Raw genomic sequence first — 19,285 nt, forward strand, 5'->3', positions numbered from 1 at the left:
ATTCTGCAAAACATGTCTGCATCCGAGGAAGCCGACGGGACCGTCGAAGCCGCCGGAACCGCCGAACCGGAGTCGAGCGTCCGGCTTGATGGTCGTCAGATTCGGGCCCTGGCCCACCCGGTGCGTTCGCGCCTGCTCGCCGCGCTGCGGTCGGACGGCCCGGCCACCGCGACCGGGCTGGCCAACGCGCTCGGCACCAACACCGGCAACACCAGCTACCACCTGCGCCAACTCGCCGAGGTGGGACTCGTGGCCGAGGACACGGGGCGCGGCACCGGCCGGGAACGGTGGTGGCGTTCCGTACACCGCAGCACCATCTGGTTCAGCAGCGACTTCGACGACGACCCCGACGCCCGCGCGGCCTCCGACTGGTTCGACGACCACCTGCTGCACAGCTACGTCGAGCAGGCCCGCAACTGGAACGCGGCCAAGCGGAGCTATCCCGCCGCGTGGCGGGCCGTCGGCGGCTACCACGACTCGCTGCTCAGTCTCACCCCGGAACGGCTGGGCCAGCTCACCGAGGAACTGGGTGCGGTGATCAAGCGCTACATGGCCGACCCGTCACCAGCCGGGGACCAGACCGAACAGGTCCTGCTCTACCTGAACATGTTCCCCCGGGTCGACACCCCGCCCGGCGCATCGTCCGACAGCCCGACAGCTGTGCCGCCCGCCGAGCACGACGACGAGGAGAGGCCATGACAACGCTGACCCTGCGGCAGGCCCGTGGCCGCTACCTGGTCCTGCTCGGGCTGCGCTGGTTCCCGGTCGGCCTGATGATTCCGGTCGGCACCCTGCTCATGCTGGAACGAGGGCTCACCCTGCCGCAGGTCGGTCTGGTGGTGGCGGCGCAGGGGCTGGTCGTACTGGTGCTGGAACTTCCCACCGGCGGGCTCGCCGACGCGATCGGCCGCAAGCCGGTCCTGGTCCTGGCCAGCCTGCTCTGTCTCGCCTCAGTGGCCCTGCTGATCTTCGTCGACTCGGTCGGACTGTTCCTGCTCGTCTTCGTGTTGCAGGGCATCTTCCGGGCGCTGGACAGCGGCCCGCTCGACTCCTGGTACGTCGACGCGGTCCTGGCCGCCGACCCCGACGCGGACATCGAACGCGGGCTCGGCGGCGGGGGAGCGGTGCTCGGTGTGGCGGTCGGGGCCGGAGCGCTGCTCAGCGGCGGTCTGGTCGCGCTCGGCCCGATCGGCGGGTTCAGCGCGCTGACCGTACCGGTGGTGGTCGCGTTCGTGTTCGAGGTGATCGCGTTGGTCGCCCTGGTCGTCCTCCTGCCGGAGGTACGCCAGGCGCGGGGCGTCGCCGCGCTGCGCGACTCGCTGCGCGGGGTGCCGACCGCCATCGGCGGCGCATTCGGCCTGCTGCGTCGGTCCAGGATCCTGCTCGCCCTGGTCGCGGTCGAACTCTTCTGGGGCTTCGGCATGGTCACCTTCGAGACCCTGCTGCCCGTACGCCTCTCCGAGGTGGTCGGTAACCCGGACGATGCGGCGGCGCTGCTCGGCCCCGCCGGATCGGTGGCCTGGCTGGCCTCGGCCGCCGGTGCGGGCCTCGCCCCGGTGATCGCCCGCCGGATCGGGGTGGCACCCACCGCCGCTCTGCTGCGGATCGTGCAGGGCGCGACCGTGGTCGGGATGGGACTGCTGGCCGGTCCGGTCGGCGTGATCGCCGCGTACCTCGCCTGCTACCTGGTGCACGGCGCGTCGAACCCGCTGCACATGGGATTGCTGCACCGGCAGGTCGACGGCCCGTACCGGACCAGCGTGATCTCGCTCAACTCGATGGTGTCGCAGCCGGCCGGCGCGCTCGGTGGGGTGGTCCTGACCGCCGTGGCCGGCGCCACCTCGGTCACCACGGCCATGCTGGTCGGCGCGGTGGTGCTGGCCGTCGCCGCACCGCTCTACCTGCCGGCCTGGCGGGCCACCCGCAACGCACCCGTCGTGGTGCCGGAAGAGCCGGTGCCGGGCGGGCCGGTGCCGGCGAGCATTCCTCAGGCCAGGACGGGGACCGAGGCCAACCCCACCGACGTACGCGCAATCGAGCCGGCGAACCCGAGCCGGTCGTAGAGCCGGATAGCGGGCAGGTTGTCCGTCAGTACACCGAGGGTCACCTCCTCGGTCTCGTCCAGCAGGGTACGGGTCATCGCGGCGGTGAGCGCGGCACCGAACCCCCGACCACGGGAGTCGGTCGCGACCGTGATCCCGGCGAGGAAGCCGGTGCCGCCGCGACTCCGGTCGGCACCGGCAGCCACCAGCCGGTTGCCGTCGTGGATGCCGTACCAGTGGTGTACCCGAGGATCGCCGGGTCGGGTGGTGCTGGTCGGGAAGGCGACGTCGACCAGGGCGTCGATCGCGTCGTGGTCGGCCTCGCCGAGGCGTACCACCCGCTCCTCCTCCGGTTGGACCGGCGGCGGGGCAACCGCCCAGCGGAAGTCCCAGTCGTCGCGGTGCGTCACCGGCAGGTGCCGGGCCAGGGTGTCGGCGTCCAGCCGGGGCAGGTGCAGCCAGCGCGGGTCGAACGTGCCGGCGGCGCGCAGTTCGGCGGCCAGCTCGACCGCCTGTGCGGCGTCGCCGGTCGCCCAGCCGGTCACGCCGTACGGGCCGGTGCCGGTCCAGAAGGCGGCGTCGTCGAGCAGGTAACCGGTCGGGTCGTCGCCGTCCTGGGCGTTGAGCCGGACGTACGGGTGGTCGCCGGCCGCGGCCAGGATGGCCGCACGCCCCCTGACCAGGGTCGCTCTGCTGAACACGAGGGAAACGATAGCGCTGATCGCGCCGGTTCCACGGTGGAGATTGACGGGAGCCGTGGCGGGGTACATCAGGGTCGACCCACCCCACCCCCTCGGAGGACCGATATGTTCGCCTACATCGCCGCCGGCGTTTTCGGCTTTGCGCTCCTGCTCGACCTGTTCGACTCCGATCTTGGCGCGCCGGACTTGTTCAACTGGAACACCCTGATCCTTATCGGTCTGCTCTGCCTCGCGCTCTACCTGGCCGGTGTCGGTCGCGCGCCCGGCGGTGGCGGCGGGCGCTGGCGCGGACGGCGGCCCGGTCGGGGCTGACCGTCGACCGACGCGAACCGGCCCGGGATCGGCGCATTTCAAGCGTCCGGCACCGGGCCGGTAATGTCTTCGTGATGGAGCCCGACGGTCTGTTCTCCCTCACCGGTGCCGGTGGGGCGCGCTCCGCACCCCCGACATCGGGGGGCGCCGATGGCTTCACCACACCCGGAGCGGACGCCCCGCTGCCGGTCCGGATGCGTCCGGCGAGCCTGGACGAACTGATCGGTCAGGACCACCTGCTGGCACCGGGTGCGCCGCTGCGCCAACTGGTGACCGGTACGACGCCGATGTCGGTGATCCTCTGGGGGCCGCCGGGCAGTGGCAAGACCACCATCGCGCACCTGGTCGCCGGGGCCACCGACCGGCGGTTCGTCGCCATGTCGGCGCTCTCCGCCGGGGTCAAGGACGTCCGAGCGGTGATCGAAACCGCCCGTCGGGAACGTCGGGCGGGCGGCCGACCGACCGTGCTCTTCATCGACGAGGTGCACCGGTTCAGCAAGACCCAGCAGGACTCGCTGCTCGCCGCGGTCGAGGACCGTACGGTCACGTTGCTAGCGGCGACCACGGAGAATCCGTACTTCTCGGTCATCTCGCCGTTGCTCTCGCGGTGCGTACTGCTCACCCTGCAACCGCTGGACGAGCAGGCGGTGCGCGGGTTGTTGCGTCGCGCGATGACCGACGAGCGGGGGCTGGGCGGGGCACTCACCCTCGCGCCCGACGCCGAGGACCATCTCGTACGCCTCGCCGGTGGCGACGTACGCAAGGCACTGACCGCGCTCGAAGCGGCCGCCGGCTCGGCCGCGGCCCTGGGCGGCACGCAGATCGACCTGGCCACCGCCGAGCAGGCGGTGGACGTGGCGGCGGTCCGCTACGACCGTGACGGCGACGCCCACTACGACATCGTCAGCGCGTTCATCAAAAGCATGCGCGGCTCGGACGTCGACGCGGCCCTGCACTGGCTGGCCCGGATGCTGGTGGCCGGCGAGGACGCCCGGTTCATCGCCCGGCGGATCGTCATCTTCGCCAGTGAGGACATCGGCATGGCCGACCCGACCGCGCTGAGCGTCGCCACCGCCGCCGCCCACGCCGTCGAGTACGTCGGCCTGCCCGAGGTCCAGCTCAACCTGGCCCAGGCGGTGATCCACATGGCGACCGCGCCGAAGTCGAACTCGGTGACCACCGCGATCGGTGCCGCGACCGGGGACGTGCGGGCCGGACGCGGCGGTTCGGTGCCCCGAGCCCTGCGCGACGCCCACTACCCCGGTTCGCGGGGCCTCGGGCACGGCACCGGCTACCGCTACCCGCACGACGACCAGCGGGGTGTGGTCACCCAGCAGTACGTACCCGACGACCTCGTCGGAACCGACTACTACCGGCCCAGCGGACACGGTGGGGAGCGGGCGGTCGCCGCCCGGCTTCCCCTGTTGCGGGGCATCGTCCGGGGCACGCCCGCCCCGGCACCGGCGTCGACCAGTACCGGCACCAGGCCGGACCGGGCGGCGGACGAAGACGGCAGCGCGCCTGCCGGGGAGGATCACCAGTGAAATCGCGCGGTTCCGACCTGCCCGAAGACGGCACCGAGGAGCAACGGGAACCTCGATCCCTGCGACGCCGCTGGGGACGGGGCAAGTCCGACACCCCCGCCGAGGAGCCGGAGGTCAGCGGAGAGGAACTCGGCTGGATCGCCGACCTCCGTACGGCCAAGCAGCAGCAGACCGAACTCGGTCCCGGCGGTGCCGAACCCGGGCCGGGACGTGGTGCCCCGCCGCCCGGCCGGGGAGCCGCGCCGGCCGACTTCGGCCCCGTCGGCCCAGGGCCGGGCGACCCGGAGCCGGGCGGGCCGCCTGCACCCGTACGTCGCGCCGCGGTCGTGCCCCCGGTCGGTCAGCCCAGACCCACGCCCGAACCGCACCGAGCCGAACCGCACCGCCCGGAGCCGCCACGAGCCGAACACACGCTGACCGGCCCACCCACTTCGTCCGAGCCGTGGCGTACGCACGAGGAGGCCGATCCGGCCGGCTTGTCCCGCCACTCTCGGCCGTCCGAACCCGACGGCTCCCGTGCGACCGAGCGGCCGGGCCGGCGGGCGGCGTCACCGGTCGAACCCGACGACTCCCGTGCGTCAGGGGACCGGCCCGGCCGGCACGCGGGCACGCCGGTCCCGGATCCGCGCCAGCCGCAGGCCCGGCACGGTGTGCCCGTGGACGACCCGGCGCGGCGCCCACCCGAGCCACGGACCGGCGAGATGCCTGCGGGACGGCGTCACGAGGAGACCCCGCCCGGCCGGCGCAGTGCGGTCGCCACCCCGCCGGTGCCGGGCGGTCCCGCGACCGGTCGCCCCGGATTCCCGGCCGGTGAGCCCACCGGCCGCCCCGAGCAGCCGGCCGACGGCAGGTACGGCCAACCCCGTGACGCCGACGACCCACGGGCGCCGAGGGTCGGCGACCCGACCGATCCACGAGGGGCCAGACTCGCCGACCCGACCGATCCACGAGGGGCGAGACTCGCCGACCCGACGGATCCGCGGGGGCGGCGGCATGCCGATCCCACCGATCCGCGCGGGGCGAGGCTGCCCGACCCCACGGATCCGCGCGGGGCGAGGGCTGCCGAACCGACTGATCCGCGAGTGCCCAGGACGGGTAACGCGCCCGCGCTGCCCCCGCCCGCCGGACCGGAGGAGACGACCGGAAGCCGGCGTGCGTCCGGCCCGTCGGACTGGGTCCGGCGCGCGACCCGCGGCGGTCGCTCCGCAGGCGCCGCACCCGTTCCGGGGGGCCCGGCCGGTGGTCCGGTCACCCCGGACGGCTTCGGTGCACCGCCCGCAGCAGCACCGGGGCAGGGCCCCGGTCAGCCGCCGGTGGGCGGGCGTGGGCACGACGCCTGGGCGCCCGGTGAACGCCCGCCGGCCGATTCCGTACCGCCGGGCCGTGACGGCACGCGCGGCCCCGAACTGCGCCCGCGCCGGTCCGCGCCGGTTGACGGCCCCACCGGCCCCGAGCGTGCACAGCCCGGCCCCGGTTACCCGCCTGGCCGGCCACCGACCGGCGCTCCGTCCGGCCCGGACCGTGCCCGCGCCGACAGCACCGGCGAGAACCGTGGCGTCGGCCGTGCCGTACCCCCGGGACCGCCCGTCGGTCCGGGACCGCAGGGTGCGGTCGTACCTCCCGGCAACCCCGGTGCTCCACGCGGCGCCGCATCGGTCCCGCCGCCCACCGAGCCGATGGATCGGCGTGGTGGGCGTGCCGCCGACCCTCGGCAGGCACCCCCGGCCTTCCCACCGGCGACCGGCCCCGGCGTGCCGCCCCGGCCATCCGGTGCCGCTTCCGTGCCGCCCGGCGGTCCGATGGCCCCCGGCGGTCCGATGGCCCCCGGCGGTCCGATGGCCCCCGGCGGTCAGATGCCGCCATCTGGGCAGCCGGAGCGTGACGCCGGTTCGCCGGGCGCCGGGCGTGGCGCAGCGTCCGTGCCGGTTGCCGGATCGGCGTCGGTGGCCGTCCCCGGCACCGCCACCGGACCCCGCTCCGGTGCGCCGAACCCGATCGGCGGCCCCCACCAGGGCGGTCCCAACCCGATGGGCGGCCCCCACCAGGGCGGTCCGAACCCGATGGGTGGTCCGCATCAGGGTGGGCCGAATCCGATGGGCGGGCCCGGTCCGATGGGTGGGCCGCACCAGGGTGGGCCCGGCCCGGCCGGTGCGCCCAAGGTGGCGGCGGTGGCCAAGGCCGCGGTCGCTCCGGTCGGCGCGGCGAGCGTACGGCCCGCAGCCGTGTCTGGACCGGCTCCGGGCGGCGGCGACCGCTCGTTCGACGATCCCACCGGTACGGGAGAGATCCGTGAGCCCCGGTCCGAGATCCGCCGGCAGGCGAGGGAGAAGCGTCGGCTGAAGGTGGCCGCGCTGGTCCTGGCCACCCTGCTGGTGCTCGGCGCGCTGCCGCTCTTCTTCGGCATCCGGGCCGCGACCCGCGATCCCGTCTTCAGCGCCCTGGACGAACTGTCCGTACCGCAGTGGGCAGCCACCCAGGTCGAGGACGACGTCTACGGCAGCCGGTGGTGCCTGATTGAGTGCCGGTTCCGGGAGCGCACCGTGGAGTCCGCGCAGGGGGCGGACCCGACCGCGCAGGCGTACCAGCAGGCGCTGACCGAGGACGGTTGGAAGTCGTGGGAGATCAAGCCCTGCCCGGAGCAGCCGGTCGAGGGGCACTACACCTGCTGGCGGCGCGACGAGCTGACCCTCGACCTGTGGGTCCGCCCGCCGACCTGCGCGACCGAGCCGCTGGACGCACGCCCGACGATCGAGCCGACCGCGCCGGAGGAGGCACCGGCGTCGCCCGGCGTGGAGCCGCCGCCGTGCGACGGCGCGGTGGTGTCGATCAAGGTACGGAACGCGATCGACGACGACCGGATCAAGCCCCAGCCGAGTACGGACCCGTCGCTCACCGGGGTGGATCCGGAACCGCTGTTCACCGACGATCCGCTCAGTGAACTGACCGCCCCACCGTCGTGAGCCGACTTTCGTCACGGACGGTAGGGTCTGCCTGTTGGTACGGAGTGCGGCGTTACGTGTCCGGTGCCGCTTTGCCCGCTGTTGGAGCGGTGCGCCCGGATGGCGTAGCCGCGCTTTCGAGACGGTTCGGTAGAGGAGAACACGGGTGAACCCTGGACAGATCGCCGCGCTCGTCGCGGCGGGGGCGTTCCTGATGCTGGTGCTCGTACTGGCCGTGCCCATCCTGCGGCTGCGTCACACGGTCGACGCCGCTACCCAGGCGATCAACGACCTGAACGACCGTACGGCGCCACTGTTGGGTAACGCGAACGCCACCATCGAGAACGTGAACGTGGCGCTCACGCAGGTGCACACCTCGTTGGACGGGGTGAACATCCAGCTCGCCAAGATCGACACGATGACCGGTCACGCGCAGAACGTCACCGCCAACGTCGCCAACCTCGCCACCGTGGTCTCCGCCGCGGCGGCGAACCCCCTGGTCAAGGTGGCCGCCTTCGGCTACGGCGTACGCAAGGCGGCCGCCGCCCGCCGGCACGCCGACACCGACCGCGAGGTACGGGCGACGCTCAAGCAGCAGCGCCGGGCAGCCAAGCGCGGCGACAACCGCTGACCTGGTGCCGGGTTCACCGGAGCGGGGAGAGAGGATAAGGCCATGAGGCGATTGCTCTGGCTGGGCATCGGGCTCGCCGTCGGGGCGCTGGTCGTCCGCAAGGTGACCCGGACCGCCCAGTCGTACACACCGGGCGGCATCGCCACGTCGCTTTCGGCATCCGCCGGTGGCGCGGTCGAGTCCCTGCGTGGCTTCATCGACGACGTTCGGGCCGGCATGGCCGAACGCGAGCAGGAGATCCACAACGCCTTCGCCGAGGGCGTGGCGTTCGACGACCAATTCGCCGACCTGCGCGGGGACCCGCGGATCGGCGACCACGAGATTTTCCCGGAGGATGGCTCCCGATGAAAACGGCGGAGATCAAGCGGCGGTACCTGGCGCATTTCGAGGCGAATGGCCATGCCGTGGTGCCGTCCGCTCCGCTGCCCGCCATCAACGATCCGAACCTGTTGTTCGTGAACGCGGGCATGGTGCAGTTCGTGCCGTACTTCCTGGGGCAGCAGGCGGCGCCGTACCAGCGGGCGGTGTCGGTGCAGAAGTGCATCCGTACGCCGGACATCGACGAGGTCGGCAAGACCAGTCGGCACGGGACGTTCTTCCAGATGAACGGGAACTTCTCGTTCGGGGACTACTTCAAGTCCGGGGCGATCAGCCTGGCCTGGGACCTGATCACGAAGTCGCAGGCCGACGGCGGGTTCGGGCTGGATCCGGAGCGGATCTGGCCAACCGTCTACCTCGACGACGACGAGGCGTTCGAGCTGTGGCACAAGCAGGTCGGGGTGCCGGCGGAGCGGATCGTGCGGCGGGGCAAGAAGGACAACTTCTGGTCGATGGGCATTCCCGGCCCGTGCGGGCCGTGCTCGGAGATCTTCTACGACCGGGGACCGGAGTTCGGCGCGCAGGGCGGTCCGGAGGTCGACGAGGACCGCTACATGGAGTTCTGGAACCTGGTCTTCATGCAGTACGAGCGGGGTGCGGGCGCCGGCAAGGAGGACTTCCCGATCCTCGGTGACCTGCCGGCGAAGAACATCGACACCGGCATGGGCCTGGAGCGGATGGCCTCGATCCTCCAGGGTGTCGACAACCTGTACGAGATCGACGAGGTGCGGCCGATCCTGGACCGGGCGGCGGAGCTGACCGGAAAGCGGTACGGCGCCCACTCGGGTCACGCGGCCAGCGAGTCGCACCCGGACGACGTACGGCTGCGGGTGATCGCCGACCACGTGCGGACCGCGCTGATGCTGATCGGTGACGGGGTGACCCCGTCGAACGAGGGTCGCGGTTACGTGCTGCGGCGGATCATGCGCCGGGCGATCCGTTCGGTGCGGCTGCTCGGCTGGCAGGAGCGGGCCCTGCCCGAGCTGCTGCCGGTGGCCCGGGACTGCATGTCGCCGTCGTACCCGGAGCTGGCCGAGGACTTCGACCGGATCTCGCAGTACGCGTACGCCGAGGAGGACGCGTTTCTGTCCACCCTGCGGGCGGGCACCACGATCCTGGACACCGCGATCGCGGAGTCGAAGTCGGCGGGCAAGCCGGCGCTGACCGGTGAGCGGGCGTTCCAGCTGCACGACACGTACGGCTTCCCGATCGACCTGACCCTGGAGATCGCCGCCGAGCAGGGGCTGACGGTCGACGAGGACGGCTTCCGCCGGCTGATGGCCGACCAGCGTTCCCGGGCCAAGGCCGACGCGCAGGCGCGCAAGACCGGACACGTGGACCTGTCCGCGTACCGCGGGGTGCTGGACAACGGCGGACCGGTCACCTTCACCGGCTACACCGAGGTCAGCCGCGAGTCCAAGGTCCGCGCCCTGCTCGCCGGGGCCGGCGTGCCGGTCGAGGTGGCGGGGGAGGGCGAGACGGTCGAGCTGGTGCTCGACACCACCCCGTTCTACGCCGAGGGCGGCGGCCAGCAGCCCGACCTGGGCCTGATCACGGTCGGCGGCGGGCAGGTCGAGGTGCTCGACGTGCAGCAGCCGGTGCCCGGTCTGATCGTGCACCGGGCCCGGGTGGTCCGGGGCGAGGTGCGTACGGGTGAGGCCGGTCTGGCCGAGATCGACGTGACCCGGCGCCGGGCCATCTCCCGGTCGCACACCGCGACCCACCTGGTGCACCAGACCATGCGGAACTTCCTCGGTGAGTCGGCGACCCAGGCGGGTTCGCTCAACGCGCCCGGCCGGCTGCGGTTCGACTTCAACACCCCGACGGGCGTCTCGCCGAGCGTGCTCGCCGACGTCGAGCAGCAGGTCAACGAGGTTCTCCTGTCCGACCTCGAGGTGCACGCCTTCATCACCTCGCAGGCCGAGGCCCGTCGGCTCGGCGCGATGGCGCTCTTCGGCGAGAAGTACGGCGAAGAGGTGCGGGTGGTCGAGGTCGGTGACTACGCCCGTGAACTCTGCGGCGGTACGCACGTGGCCCGTTCCGGTCAGCTCGGCCTGGTGAAGATCCTCTCCGAGTCGTCGATCGGCTCGGGCGTACGCCGGGTCGAGGCCCTGGTCGGCATCGACGCGTTCCGCTTCCTGGCCAAGGAGCACCTGCTGGTGTCCCGGCTGGCCGATCTCTACCGGGTGCCGAACGAGCAGGTGGCCGACCGGGTCGAGCAGACCGTGTCGCAGCTGCGGGACGCGGAGAAGGAGCTGGAGAAGCTCCGGGCGCAGATGGTGCTCGGCGGGGCGGCGGCGTTCGCGGCCGGTGCCCGCGACGTACGCGGGGTGGCCTTCGTCGGCGTCGAGGCGCCGGAGGGTGCGGCCGGCAACGACGTACGGACCCTGGCGCAGGAGATCCGCGGCAAGATCGACGCGGCTCGTCCCGCGGTGGTCGCGGTGGCGGCCCGCTCCGGTGGCAAGGCCTCGCTGGTGGTGGCGCTGAACGCCGCCGCCAAGGGACGCGGCCTGTCCGCGGGTGACCTGGTCAAGGCGGCGCTGTCCGGTCGGGGCGGCGGCAACGCCGACCTGGCCCAGGGCGGCGGGGTGCCGGCGGACCAGGCGCCGACGCTGCTCGGGACCGTGGAAAAGGCAATCGCCGAGGCGTGATGGATTGCTCGGAGGCAGATCGTCGTGGTCAGATCGTGAACCACGGCGGTCTGCTTTCCGTATGCAGCGAGGGGAGGTCAATCGGTATGGGGCATTTCTCGCCCGGTGTACGGCTCGGCGTCGACGTCGGAAAGGTACGGGTGGGCGTGGCGATCTGCGACCCGGACGCCATTCTGGCCACTCCGCTGATCACCCTGGCCCGTGACCTCGCCACGGACGAGAAAGCGGTTCCGGCGGACATCTCGGAATTGGCGCATCTCGTCGCGGAGCATCGAAGTGTCGAGGTGGTCGTCGGGTTACCGGTGAATCTTGCCGGGGTGCACGGCCCGGCGGCGATCCACACCAAGGCGTACGCCAGCCGACTGGCCGAGGTGATTGCCCCCGTTCCGGTGACTCTCACGGACGAGAGGATGTCGACGGTCGTGGCTACCCGTAGGCTGTCCGAGCGAGGCGTTCGGGGGAAGCGTCAACGCGCTGTGGTCGATCAGGCGGCCGCAGTCGAGATCCTGCAGAGCTGGCTAGACGGGCAGCGGAGGCGGACCAGATGATCGACGACTTGGAGCTCGCGTTCGACGAGCGAACCGAGAAGGGACAACACCGGCGCGGTGGCGTACGCGACCGGAAGCGCAAGGGTCGTGGTGGCCGGGGCAAGACCGTGCTCGCCCTGGTGCTGCCTCTTGTCCTGCTCGCCGTACTCGGCGGTGGTGTCTGGTACGCCGGCGACCGGATCCAGGGGCTGTTCGGTGCGCCCGACTACGAGGGCGCCGGCACCGGACAGGTCGTGATCGAGATCAAGGACGGCGATTTCCTCGCCGACATCGGCAACACCCTGGTCACCCAGGGGGTGGTCAAGAGCCCCAAGGCGTTCGTCACCGCAGCCGAGAAGAACTCGGCGAGCACCGGTATCCAGCCGGGCTTCTACCAGGTGCGCAAGCAGATGTCGGGCGAGGCCGCGCTGACCCTGCTGCTGGACCCGAAGACCAGGGTGACGAACAAGGTCACCATCCGCGAGGGTCTGACCGCCAAGCAGGTCTACAAGAAGCTCGAGGAGACCACCAAGATCCCGGTGGCGGAGTTCGAGGCGGCGGCGAAGGACCCGATCGCGCTCGGCATCCCGGACTTCTGGTTCAAGCGCAGCGACAACAAGAAGGTCACCCCGTCGATCGAGGGCTTCCTTTTCCCGGATACGTACGACCTGCCGCCGAACGCCACCGCCGAGGGCATCCTCAAGGAAATGGTGCAGGGATTCCTCACCGTCGCCGGCCAGATCAAGTTCACCGACGTGGTGCAGGAGAAGTTGGGCGGTGTCACCCCGTACGAGGCGTTGATCGTGGCCTCGCTCGCCCAGGTCGAGGCGGGTAACCCCGACGACCTCGGCAAGGTCGCCCGGGTGGCGTACAACCGGCTGTTCAAGCCGAACGCCGAGGTGCCGTGCGAGTGCTTCGAGATGGACGTGACGGTCAACTACTGGTTCGACGTCCGGGGGCTGCCGACCAAGTCGTCGAAGGACATGACCGCGAAAGAGTTGGACGACCAGAAGAATCCGTACAACCGGAAGCTGAAGGGGTTCATCCCCACCCCGATCGACAACCCCGGCAAGCTGGCGTTGCAGGGGGCGATGGATCCGCCGAAGGGCGACTGGTACTTCTTCGTGGCGGTCGACAAGCAGGGGCATTCGGAGTTCGCCAAGACCAACGCCGAGCACCTGCGTAACCAGCAGAAAGCCCGAGAGAACGGCGTGCTCTGAGTGGTCGTGGCCCGACGCGCGGCGGTGCTGGGTAAGCCGATCTCGCATTCCCTCTCGCCCGTGATCCACAACGCGGGTTACCACGCGGCCGGCCTGACCGGTTGGTCGTACAGTGCGATCGAGTGCGCCGAGGCCGAGCTACCGGATCTGGTGGCCGGTCTCGGCGCCGAGTGGGCCGGGCTGTCGTTGACCATGCCGCTGAAAGAGGTCGGGCTCGCGGTGGCCGGCGAGGTCTCGCCGGTCGCCGCCGCCGTCGGTGCCGCCAACACCCTGGTACGCCGACCCGACAACTCCTGGTACGCCGACAACACCGACGTCCCCGGCATGGTGGAGGTGCTTCGGGCGGCCGGGGTGCCGGCCGGCGCCACGGTGACCGTGCTCGGTGCGGGTGGCACCGCGCGGGCGGCACTGGCCGCGGCCGTCCAACTCCAGGCGGAGCGGGTGACCGTGGTGGCCCGCCGGTCGTCGGCGATCGACGAACTCCGGCCGGTGGCGCGCAAGCTGGGGATATCGCTGGTCCCGGCGGACTGGACCGACGCACCCAAGCAGGCACTGGCGGACGTGGTGATTTCCACCGTGCCGAAGGGTGTCGCCGATCCGCTCGCCGGACAGATCTCCTGGCTGCCGTCGACGGTGCTCTTCGACGCGCTCTACGACCCGTGGCCGACGCCGCTGGCCGCCGACGCCCGTGCGGCGGGGTGCCGGATCGTCTCCGGACTCGACCTGCTGCTGGCCCAGGCGGTCGGCCAGTTCGAACACTTCACCGGCGTGACCGCACCCGTCGCGGCGATGCGTACGGCGCTGTTTTCCGCTCACGCCGCAGCCTGACGCTCCGGCTGTCGCCCCGACGTTCCAGCGCACGGCGAGCGTCGAGGTTTCCGACCGTGAAAAGATCTTTACTCGCTGTGTGCCGATTGGTAGGTCTGGCCGTCCGTACACCGAGACGGGGCGGTGGGGCTCGCCGGAGGCTGATCCCGGGCGTGCCAGACTGGGCAACTGGCATGTGGGCGGCGTCCGGTAGGACCCAGGACGACCCGGCCCGGCACCGCATGGAAAAGGGAAAGGTTCGCTGCCTTGTTGCGCTGGTTGACCGCGGGTGAATCGCACGGCCCCGCCCTCGTCGCGCTCCTCGAAGGGGTGCCCGCCGGGATCGAGGTGACCAGCGAGGAGATCGTCCGCGAGCTGGCCCGCCGTCGGCTCGGCTACGGCCGGGGCGCGCGGATGGCGTTCGAGCGGGACGAGATCGAGATCATCGGTGGCGTACGGCACGGGGTCACCCTGGGCAGCCCGGTCGCCGTGCGGATCGGGAACTCCGAGTGGCCGAAGTGGCAGACCGTGATGTCCGCCGACCCGGTCGACCCGGAGGAACTGGCCAGCCAGGCACGCAACGCCCCGCTGACCCGTCCCCGCCCCGGTCACGCCGACCTTGCCGGAATGCAGAAGTACGGTCACACCGACGCCCGCCCGATCCTGGAGCGGGCCAGTGCGCGGGAGACCGCCGCCCGGGTCGCCGTCGGCACCGTGGCGAAGGCGCTGGTCCGGCAGGGGCTCGGCATCGAGATCGTGTCGCACGTGGTCGAGTTGGGCTCGGTCGCGGCCAAGCCCGGCCTGCAACCCCGTCCCGAGGACGCCGAGCGGATCGACGCCGACCCGCTGCGCTGTCTCGACCCGGAGGCGAGTGCCCGGATGGTGGCCGAGGTCGACGCCGCCAAGAAGGACGCGGACACGCTCGGCGGCATCGTGGAGGTGCTGGCGTACAACGTGCCGCCGGGTCTGGGCAGTCACGTGCAGTGGGACCGCAAGCTCGACGCCCGGCTCGCGACCGCGCTGATGTCGATCCAGGCGATCAAGGGCGTGGAGATCGGTGACGCCTGGCTCCAGGCCCGCTCGCGCGGGTCGGTCGCGCACGACGAGATCGTGCCTACCGCGACCGGGGTACGCCGGGTCACCGACCGCGCCGGGGGTCTGGAGGGCGGCATGACCACCGGAGAACCCCTTCGGGTACGCGCCGCGATGAAGCCGATCTCGTCGCTGAACCGGGCCCTGGCCACGGTCGACGTGACCACCGGTGAACCGGCGACCGCGATCAACCAGCGTTCCGACGTGTGCGCGGTGCCGGCCGCCGCCGTGGTCGCCGAGGCGATGGTGGCGTTGGTGCTGGCCGAGGCGGCGACGGAGAAGTTCGGCGGCGACTCGATCGCCGAGATCCGACGTAACCTCGGCGGCTACCTGGACCACCTGGTGATCCGCTGATGGCCCCGATCTGCGTCCTGGTCGGCGCACCCGGATCCGGCAAGACCAGCACCGGTCAGGTCCTCGCCACCGCACTCGGCGTCGGCTTCCGGGACACCGACCTCGACATCGAGGCGACCGCAGGCAAGCCGATCCCGGAGATCTTCGTCGACGAGGGCGAGGACCATTTCCGTACGCTCGAACGAGACGCCGTGCTGGCCGCGCTGGGTGAGTTCGACGGGGTGCTCGCCCTCGGCGGCGGCGCGATCCTGGCCGAGTCGACCCGCGCGGCGCTGGCCGGGCACACCGTGGTCTACCTGTCGGTGGAGTTGACCGACGCGATCCGGCGGGTCGGGCTCGGCGCGGGCCGACCGCTGCTCGCGATCAACCCGCGCGCCACCCTCAAGTACCTGCTCGACCAGCGGCGACCGCTCTACCAGGAGGTCGCCGCGCACACCGTGATCACCGACGGTCGTACGCCGGAGCAGGTGGCCGACGAAATCCTGCACCTGCTCAAGGCGTAAGCGCCTAGGCGGAGGCGATCGAGTCGAGCAGGTCGGCCAGACGTTTCGGCTCGCTGAGCATCGGCCAGTGGCCGGTCGGCAGCCCGTGGATGTCCGCCCCGGCCAGCTCGGCGAACATCGGCACCCCCTGATCGATCATCGAGCGGACCACCTCCACCGGGAAGGTGCAGGCCACCAGTGTGGTCGGCACCGCCCGTCCTCCCGTACGCCGGACCGGGTCGGTGGCGGTCCGCAAAGGTTGCGGGGTGGCCCGCGCCCGCAGCAGCGCCAACGCCGGCTCGTCGAGCCCGGCCAGGTTCTCCGGATCGGCGGCCGGATCCCAGGCCGGCGGCGGTAGCTGACCGTCCCGGACCAGGCTGCGGGTGCGGTCCTGTTCCTCCGGCGGGTTGGTGTCGAACTGGGAGACGCCGTCGGGCAGCGGTGCGCTGTCGACGTAGACCACCCGGGCGATCCGGTCCGGGATCCGGTCCGCGGCCTGGGTGACCGGCAGACCGCCGCCGGAGTGGCCGACCAGCACCACGTCCCGCAGGTCCGCGGCCTCGATCAGCCCGACGATGTCGGCGGTGTGGGTCTCCAGGTCCACCTCGGGGCCGAGCTGGTGGGCGCGGTCGGCGAGCCCGGTCAGGGTCACCGGGTGGACCTCGTGGCCGTCCGCCCGCAGCGCGGCGGTCACGTCCTGCCACGCCCACGCGCCCAACCAGAACCCCGGAACCAGTACGAACGTGCTCATCCCCGTGTCTCCCGTCGCTCGATGTCGTCTGGTGAAACCGTACGATCGAATCCGGGCAGGATCGGTCCGGTATTGGAGAGTGGTCTGTGTCACATCCCGCCGCTCGGGTGCTGGGCCTGCTCGAACTGCTCCAGAGCCAGCACCGGCTCACCGGGGCGGAACTCAGCGCCCGCCTCGGCGTCGACGAGCGCACCGTCCGCCGCTACGCCCGCACCCTGGAGGAACTCGGCATCCCGGTGACCGCCGCCCGGGGACGGTACGGCGGCTACCGGCTGCTGCCCGGTTACAAGCTGCCGCCGCTGATGCTCACCGACGACGAGGCGGTGGCGGTGGTGCTCGGGCTGGTCGCGGCGGAACAGCTCGGCCTCGGCACCGAGGCACCCGCGACCGCCGTCGCGCTCGGCAAGATCAGTCGGGTGCTGCCGGAGGCGCTGGCCGACCGGCTCAGCGCCGTACGGCAGACGCTCGGCTTCACCGCCAGGCGGCGTACGGAGACGGTCGGTCCGGCGGCGAGTGTGCTGCTCACCCTCGGGGCGGCGACCCGGTCCCGCCGTCGGGTCAGCCTGACCTACCGCTCGTGGCGGGGCGAGGACTCCCGCCGCGACCTGGACCCGTACGGCCTGGTCTTCCACGCCGGCCGCTGGTACGTCACCGGCCACGACCACCGCCGTGACGAGATCCGCACGTTCCGCCTCGACCGGATTGCCGCCGTCGAACCGTCGACGGACCCCACGGGCGGGACATCGGCCGACGGGGGAGCGGGGCAGTTCACCGTGCCGGAGGGGTTCGACCCGGTCGGACACGTGGCCCGGTCGCTGGCCGGAGTGCCGTACACCTGGTCGGTCGAGGTGCTGCTGGAAACCGACCTGACCGAGGCCCGTCGCCGGATCCCACCGAGCGTGGCCGAGCTGACCGAGGCGCCGGACGGGGTGCTGGTACGCGCCCGAGCGGAGAACCTGGACGGGATGGCCCAACTGCTCGCCGGGCTCGGCTGGCCGTTCACCATCCTGCGCCCGGACGAGTTGCGTACCGCGCTGGCCGAACACGCCACCCGGCTCGCCGCCCTCGCCGCCCGCCATCCGGACACCTGAGCGCACGCCCGCCACCCGGACACTTGAGCCGCTGCCCGCCATCCGGACACCTGAGCGGCCGGTTGCACAACACCCCGACGGGGGCGCACTAGGCTCGGCCCCGATGGACGAGTTGACGAAGATTTCGATCGGCGGCGAGCAGACGTACGACGTCCTCGTCGGCCGGGACCTGCTCGATAGCCTGCCGGCGCTGCTGCCCGGCGCGGACCGGGTCGCCGTGCTCCACGCACCACCGCTCAAGGCGTTGGCCGACGCGCTCGCCGAACAGGTTCGCGCCGACGGGCGTACGCCGCTGCTGGTCGAGGTGCCGGACGCGGAGGCGGGCAAGAACATCGACATCGCCGCCCGCTGCTGGGACCGGCTCGGGGCGGCCGGCTTCACCCGTACCGATGCGGTGGTGGGGGTCGGCGGCGGCGCGGTCACCGACCTGGCCGGCTTCGTGGCCGCCTGCTGGCTGCGCGGGGTCCGGTGGGTGGCGGTGCCGACCTCGCTGCTCGGCATGGTCGACGCGGCCGTGGGCGGCAAGACCGGGATCAACACCGGGGCGGGAAAGAACCTGGTCGGAGCGTTCCACCCGCCGGCCGGGGTGCTCTGCGACCTGGCCACCCTGGACACCCTGCCCCCGGTCGACCTGGTCGCCGGGCTGGCGGAGGTGGTCAAGTGCGGCTTCATCGCCGACCCGGTCATCCTCGACCTGGTCGAGGCCGACCCGGTCGCGGCCACCCGGCCCGGGGCGCCGGTGGTACGCGAGTTGATCGAGCGGGCCATCCAGGTCAAGGCCGACGTCGTCTCCGGGGACCTGCGCGAGTCCGGGGTACGCGAGGTCCTCAACTACGGGCACACGCTGGCGCACGCGATCGAGAAGGCCGAGGGCTACCGGTGGCGGCACGGCCACGCGGTTTCCGTCGGTCTGGTCTACGCCGCCAACCTGGCCCGGCTCGCCGGCAGGCTCGACCCGCTCACCGCCGAGCGGCACCGCAGCGTGCTCGAACTGCTCGACCTGCCGACCGGCTACCGGGCGGACGCGTGGCCGGACCTGCTGGCCACGATGCGGGTGGACAAGAAGGCACGCGGCGCCCGGCTGCGTTTTGTCGTACTCGACGGGCTGGCCCGGCCGGCGATCCTGGAGGGGCCGGACGAGGACCTGCTGCGCGCCGCGTACGACGAGGCGGTGGCCCGGTGACGAAGGTGTACGTCCTCAACGGACCCAACCTCGGCCGGCTCGGCACCCGCCAGGTCGACGTGTACGGGCTGACCAGCTACGCCGGGCTGGTCGACCTCTGCGAGCGCACCGGGCGGGAACTCGGCCTCGACGTCGAGGTACGGCAGACCGACGCCGAGCACGAACTGCTCGGCTGGCTGCACACGGCCGCCGACGAGCAGGCCGCGGTGGTGCTCAACCCGGCCGCCTGGTCACATTATTCGTACGCGGTCCGCGACGCCTGCGCCATGCTCCGTGGGCCGCTGGTCGAGGTGCACATCTCCAACATCCACACGCGGGAGGAGTTCCGGCACCACTCGGTCGTCTCCGCGGTCGCCACCGGCGTGATCGCCGGACTCGGCGTGGACGGCTACCGGCTCGCGCTGGTCCACCTCGCCGACCGGCTGGCCGCCGACCGGGCTGCCGCCGAGCCGTTGGACGCCGAGTGAGCCGTTGCCGGTTGGCTGGTCGGCCACCGATACGCCGCTGACGGGTCGGCCGCTGACCGTTCGGCCGCTGACCGTTCGGCCGCCGATTGGGAGGCCGCCGATCGGGAGGCCGA

General features: G+C 72.1%; 18 protein-coding genes. 16 read left to right on the top strand and 2 right to left on the bottom strand.

The features are described from left to right. The first annotated feature begins 12 nt into the window (after positions 1-12). Positions 13-699, top strand: coding sequence for a helix-turn-helix domain-containing protein (locus tag AB0J90_RS20690; protein WP_363598110.1), 687 nt, complete (start codon positions 13-15; stop codon positions 697-699). Next, on the top strand, positions 696-2,063 hold the full coding sequence (locus tag AB0J90_RS20695; protein ID WP_363598112.1) for an MFS transporter: 1,368 nt from the start codon (positions 696-698) through the stop codon (positions 2,061-2,063). Before AB0J90_RS20690 ends, AB0J90_RS20695 begins: the two co-directional genes overlap by 4 nt. Here the strand turns inward: AB0J90_RS20695 and AB0J90_RS20700 are convergent. Then, entirely contained in the window at positions 1,988-2,743 is a 756-nt protein-coding gene (locus AB0J90_RS20700) for a GNAT family N-acetyltransferase (protein ID WP_363598114.1), read from the bottom strand. The genes AB0J90_RS20695 and AB0J90_RS20700 overlap by 76 nt on opposite strands. A 105-nt stretch (positions 2,744-2,848) precedes the next feature. Here AB0J90_RS20700 and AB0J90_RS20705 point away from each other — a divergent pair, with 105 nt between their 5' ends. From AB0J90_RS20705 to AB0J90_RS20755, 11 genes are all read left to right on the top strand, one after another. Beyond that, positions 2,849-3,055 carry a hypothetical protein gene (locus AB0J90_RS20705; RefSeq protein ID WP_326559466.1) on the top strand — a complete coding sequence of 69 codons (207 nt, stop codon included), beginning with the start codon at positions 2,849-2,851 and terminating at the stop codon, positions 3,053-3,055. Between the two features lie 74 nt (positions 3,056-3,129). Then, on the top strand, positions 3,130-4,599 hold the full coding sequence (locus AB0J90_RS20710) for a replication-associated recombination protein A (RefSeq protein ID WP_363598116.1): 1,470 nt from the start codon (positions 3,130-3,132) through the stop codon (positions 4,597-4,599). After that, positions 4,596-7,559, top strand: a complete 2,964-nt coding sequence (locus tag AB0J90_RS20715) for a hypothetical protein (RefSeq protein ID WP_363598118.1) — start codon at positions 4,596-4,598, stop codon at positions 7,557-7,559. The genes AB0J90_RS20710 and AB0J90_RS20715 overlap by 4 nt, the downstream gene beginning before the upstream one ends. A gap of 145 nt (positions 7,560-7,704) precedes the next feature. After that, positions 7,705-8,169, top strand: a complete 465-nt coding sequence (locus AB0J90_RS20720) for a DUF948 domain-containing protein (RefSeq protein WP_363598120.1) — start codon at positions 7,705-7,707, stop codon at positions 8,167-8,169. Positions 8,170-8,211: 42 nt separating this feature from the next. Then, entirely contained in the window at positions 8,212-8,517 is a 306-nt protein-coding gene (locus AB0J90_RS20725) for a hypothetical protein (RefSeq protein ID WP_363598122.1), read from the top strand. Next, a complete protein-coding gene (gene alaS / locus AB0J90_RS20730) occupies positions 8,514-11,198 on the top strand; it encodes an alanine--tRNA ligase (RefSeq protein ID WP_363598124.1) in 2,685 nt (894 codons plus the stop codon). Before AB0J90_RS20725 ends, alaS begins: the two co-directional genes overlap by 4 nt. Positions 11,199-11,284: 86 nt before the next feature. Next, entirely contained in the window at positions 11,285-11,746 is a 462-nt protein-coding gene (gene ruvX / locus AB0J90_RS20735; protein ID WP_363598226.1) for a Holliday junction resolvase RuvX, read from the top strand. Continuing rightward, complete coding sequence (gene mltG, locus AB0J90_RS20740) at positions 11,743-12,945, top strand: endolytic transglycosylase MltG (RefSeq protein ID WP_363598126.1); 1,203 nt, start codon at positions 11,743-11,745, stop codon at positions 12,943-12,945. Before ruvX ends, mltG begins: the two co-directional genes overlap by 4 nt. Next, positions 12,946-13,773 (top strand): shikimate dehydrogenase, encoded by an 828-nt coding sequence (locus tag AB0J90_RS20745; protein WP_363598128.1) that lies wholly within the window; start codon positions 12,946-12,948, stop codon positions 13,771-13,773. 246 nt (positions 13,774-14,019) lie between these two features. After that, positions 14,020-15,198: a chorismate synthase gene (aroC, locus tag AB0J90_RS20750; protein ID WP_363598130.1), complete on the top strand. Its 1,179-nt coding sequence runs from the start codon at positions 14,020-14,022 to the stop codon at positions 15,196-15,198. Then, positions 15,198-15,701 (top strand): shikimate kinase, encoded by a 504-nt coding sequence (locus tag AB0J90_RS20755; RefSeq protein ID WP_363598132.1) that lies wholly within the window; start codon positions 15,198-15,200, stop codon positions 15,699-15,701. The genes aroC and AB0J90_RS20755 overlap by 1 nt, the downstream gene beginning before the upstream one ends. A gap of 4 nt (positions 15,702-15,705) precedes the next feature. Here the strand turns inward: AB0J90_RS20755 and AB0J90_RS20760 are convergent, their stop codons facing one another. After that, positions 15,706-16,431, bottom strand: a complete 726-nt coding sequence (locus AB0J90_RS20760) for an alpha/beta hydrolase (RefSeq protein ID WP_363598134.1) — start codon at positions 16,429-16,431, stop codon at positions 15,706-15,708. 86 nt (positions 16,432-16,517) lie between these two features. On the opposite strand from AB0J90_RS20760, the gene AB0J90_RS20765 reads away from it, so the two are divergent. The 3 genes from AB0J90_RS20765 to aroQ all read left to right on the top strand — a co-directional run bounded on the left by AB0J90_RS20765 (position 16,518) and on the right by aroQ (position 19,172). Then, entirely contained in the window at positions 16,518-17,522 is a 1,005-nt protein-coding gene (locus AB0J90_RS20765) for a YafY family protein (RefSeq protein WP_363598136.1), read from the top strand. Positions 17,523-17,625: 103 nt separating this feature from the next. Then, positions 17,626-18,705 (top strand): 3-dehydroquinate synthase, encoded by a 1,080-nt coding sequence (gene aroB, locus AB0J90_RS20770; RefSeq protein WP_363598138.1) that lies wholly within the window; start codon positions 17,626-17,628, stop codon positions 18,703-18,705. Further along, complete coding sequence (aroQ, locus tag AB0J90_RS20775) at positions 18,702-19,172, top strand: type II 3-dehydroquinate dehydratase (RefSeq protein WP_363598140.1); 471 nt, start codon at positions 18,702-18,704, stop codon at positions 19,170-19,172. Before aroB ends, aroQ begins: the two co-directional genes overlap by 4 nt. Positions 19,173-19,285: the final 113 nt, after the last annotated feature.

Origin of the sequence: Micromonospora sp. NPDC049523 (genome assembly GCF_040676775.1) — a bacterium.
In the GTDB taxonomy this organism is placed as follows: Bacteria; Actinomycetota; Actinomycetes; order Mycobacteriales; family Micromonosporaceae; genus Micromonospora_G.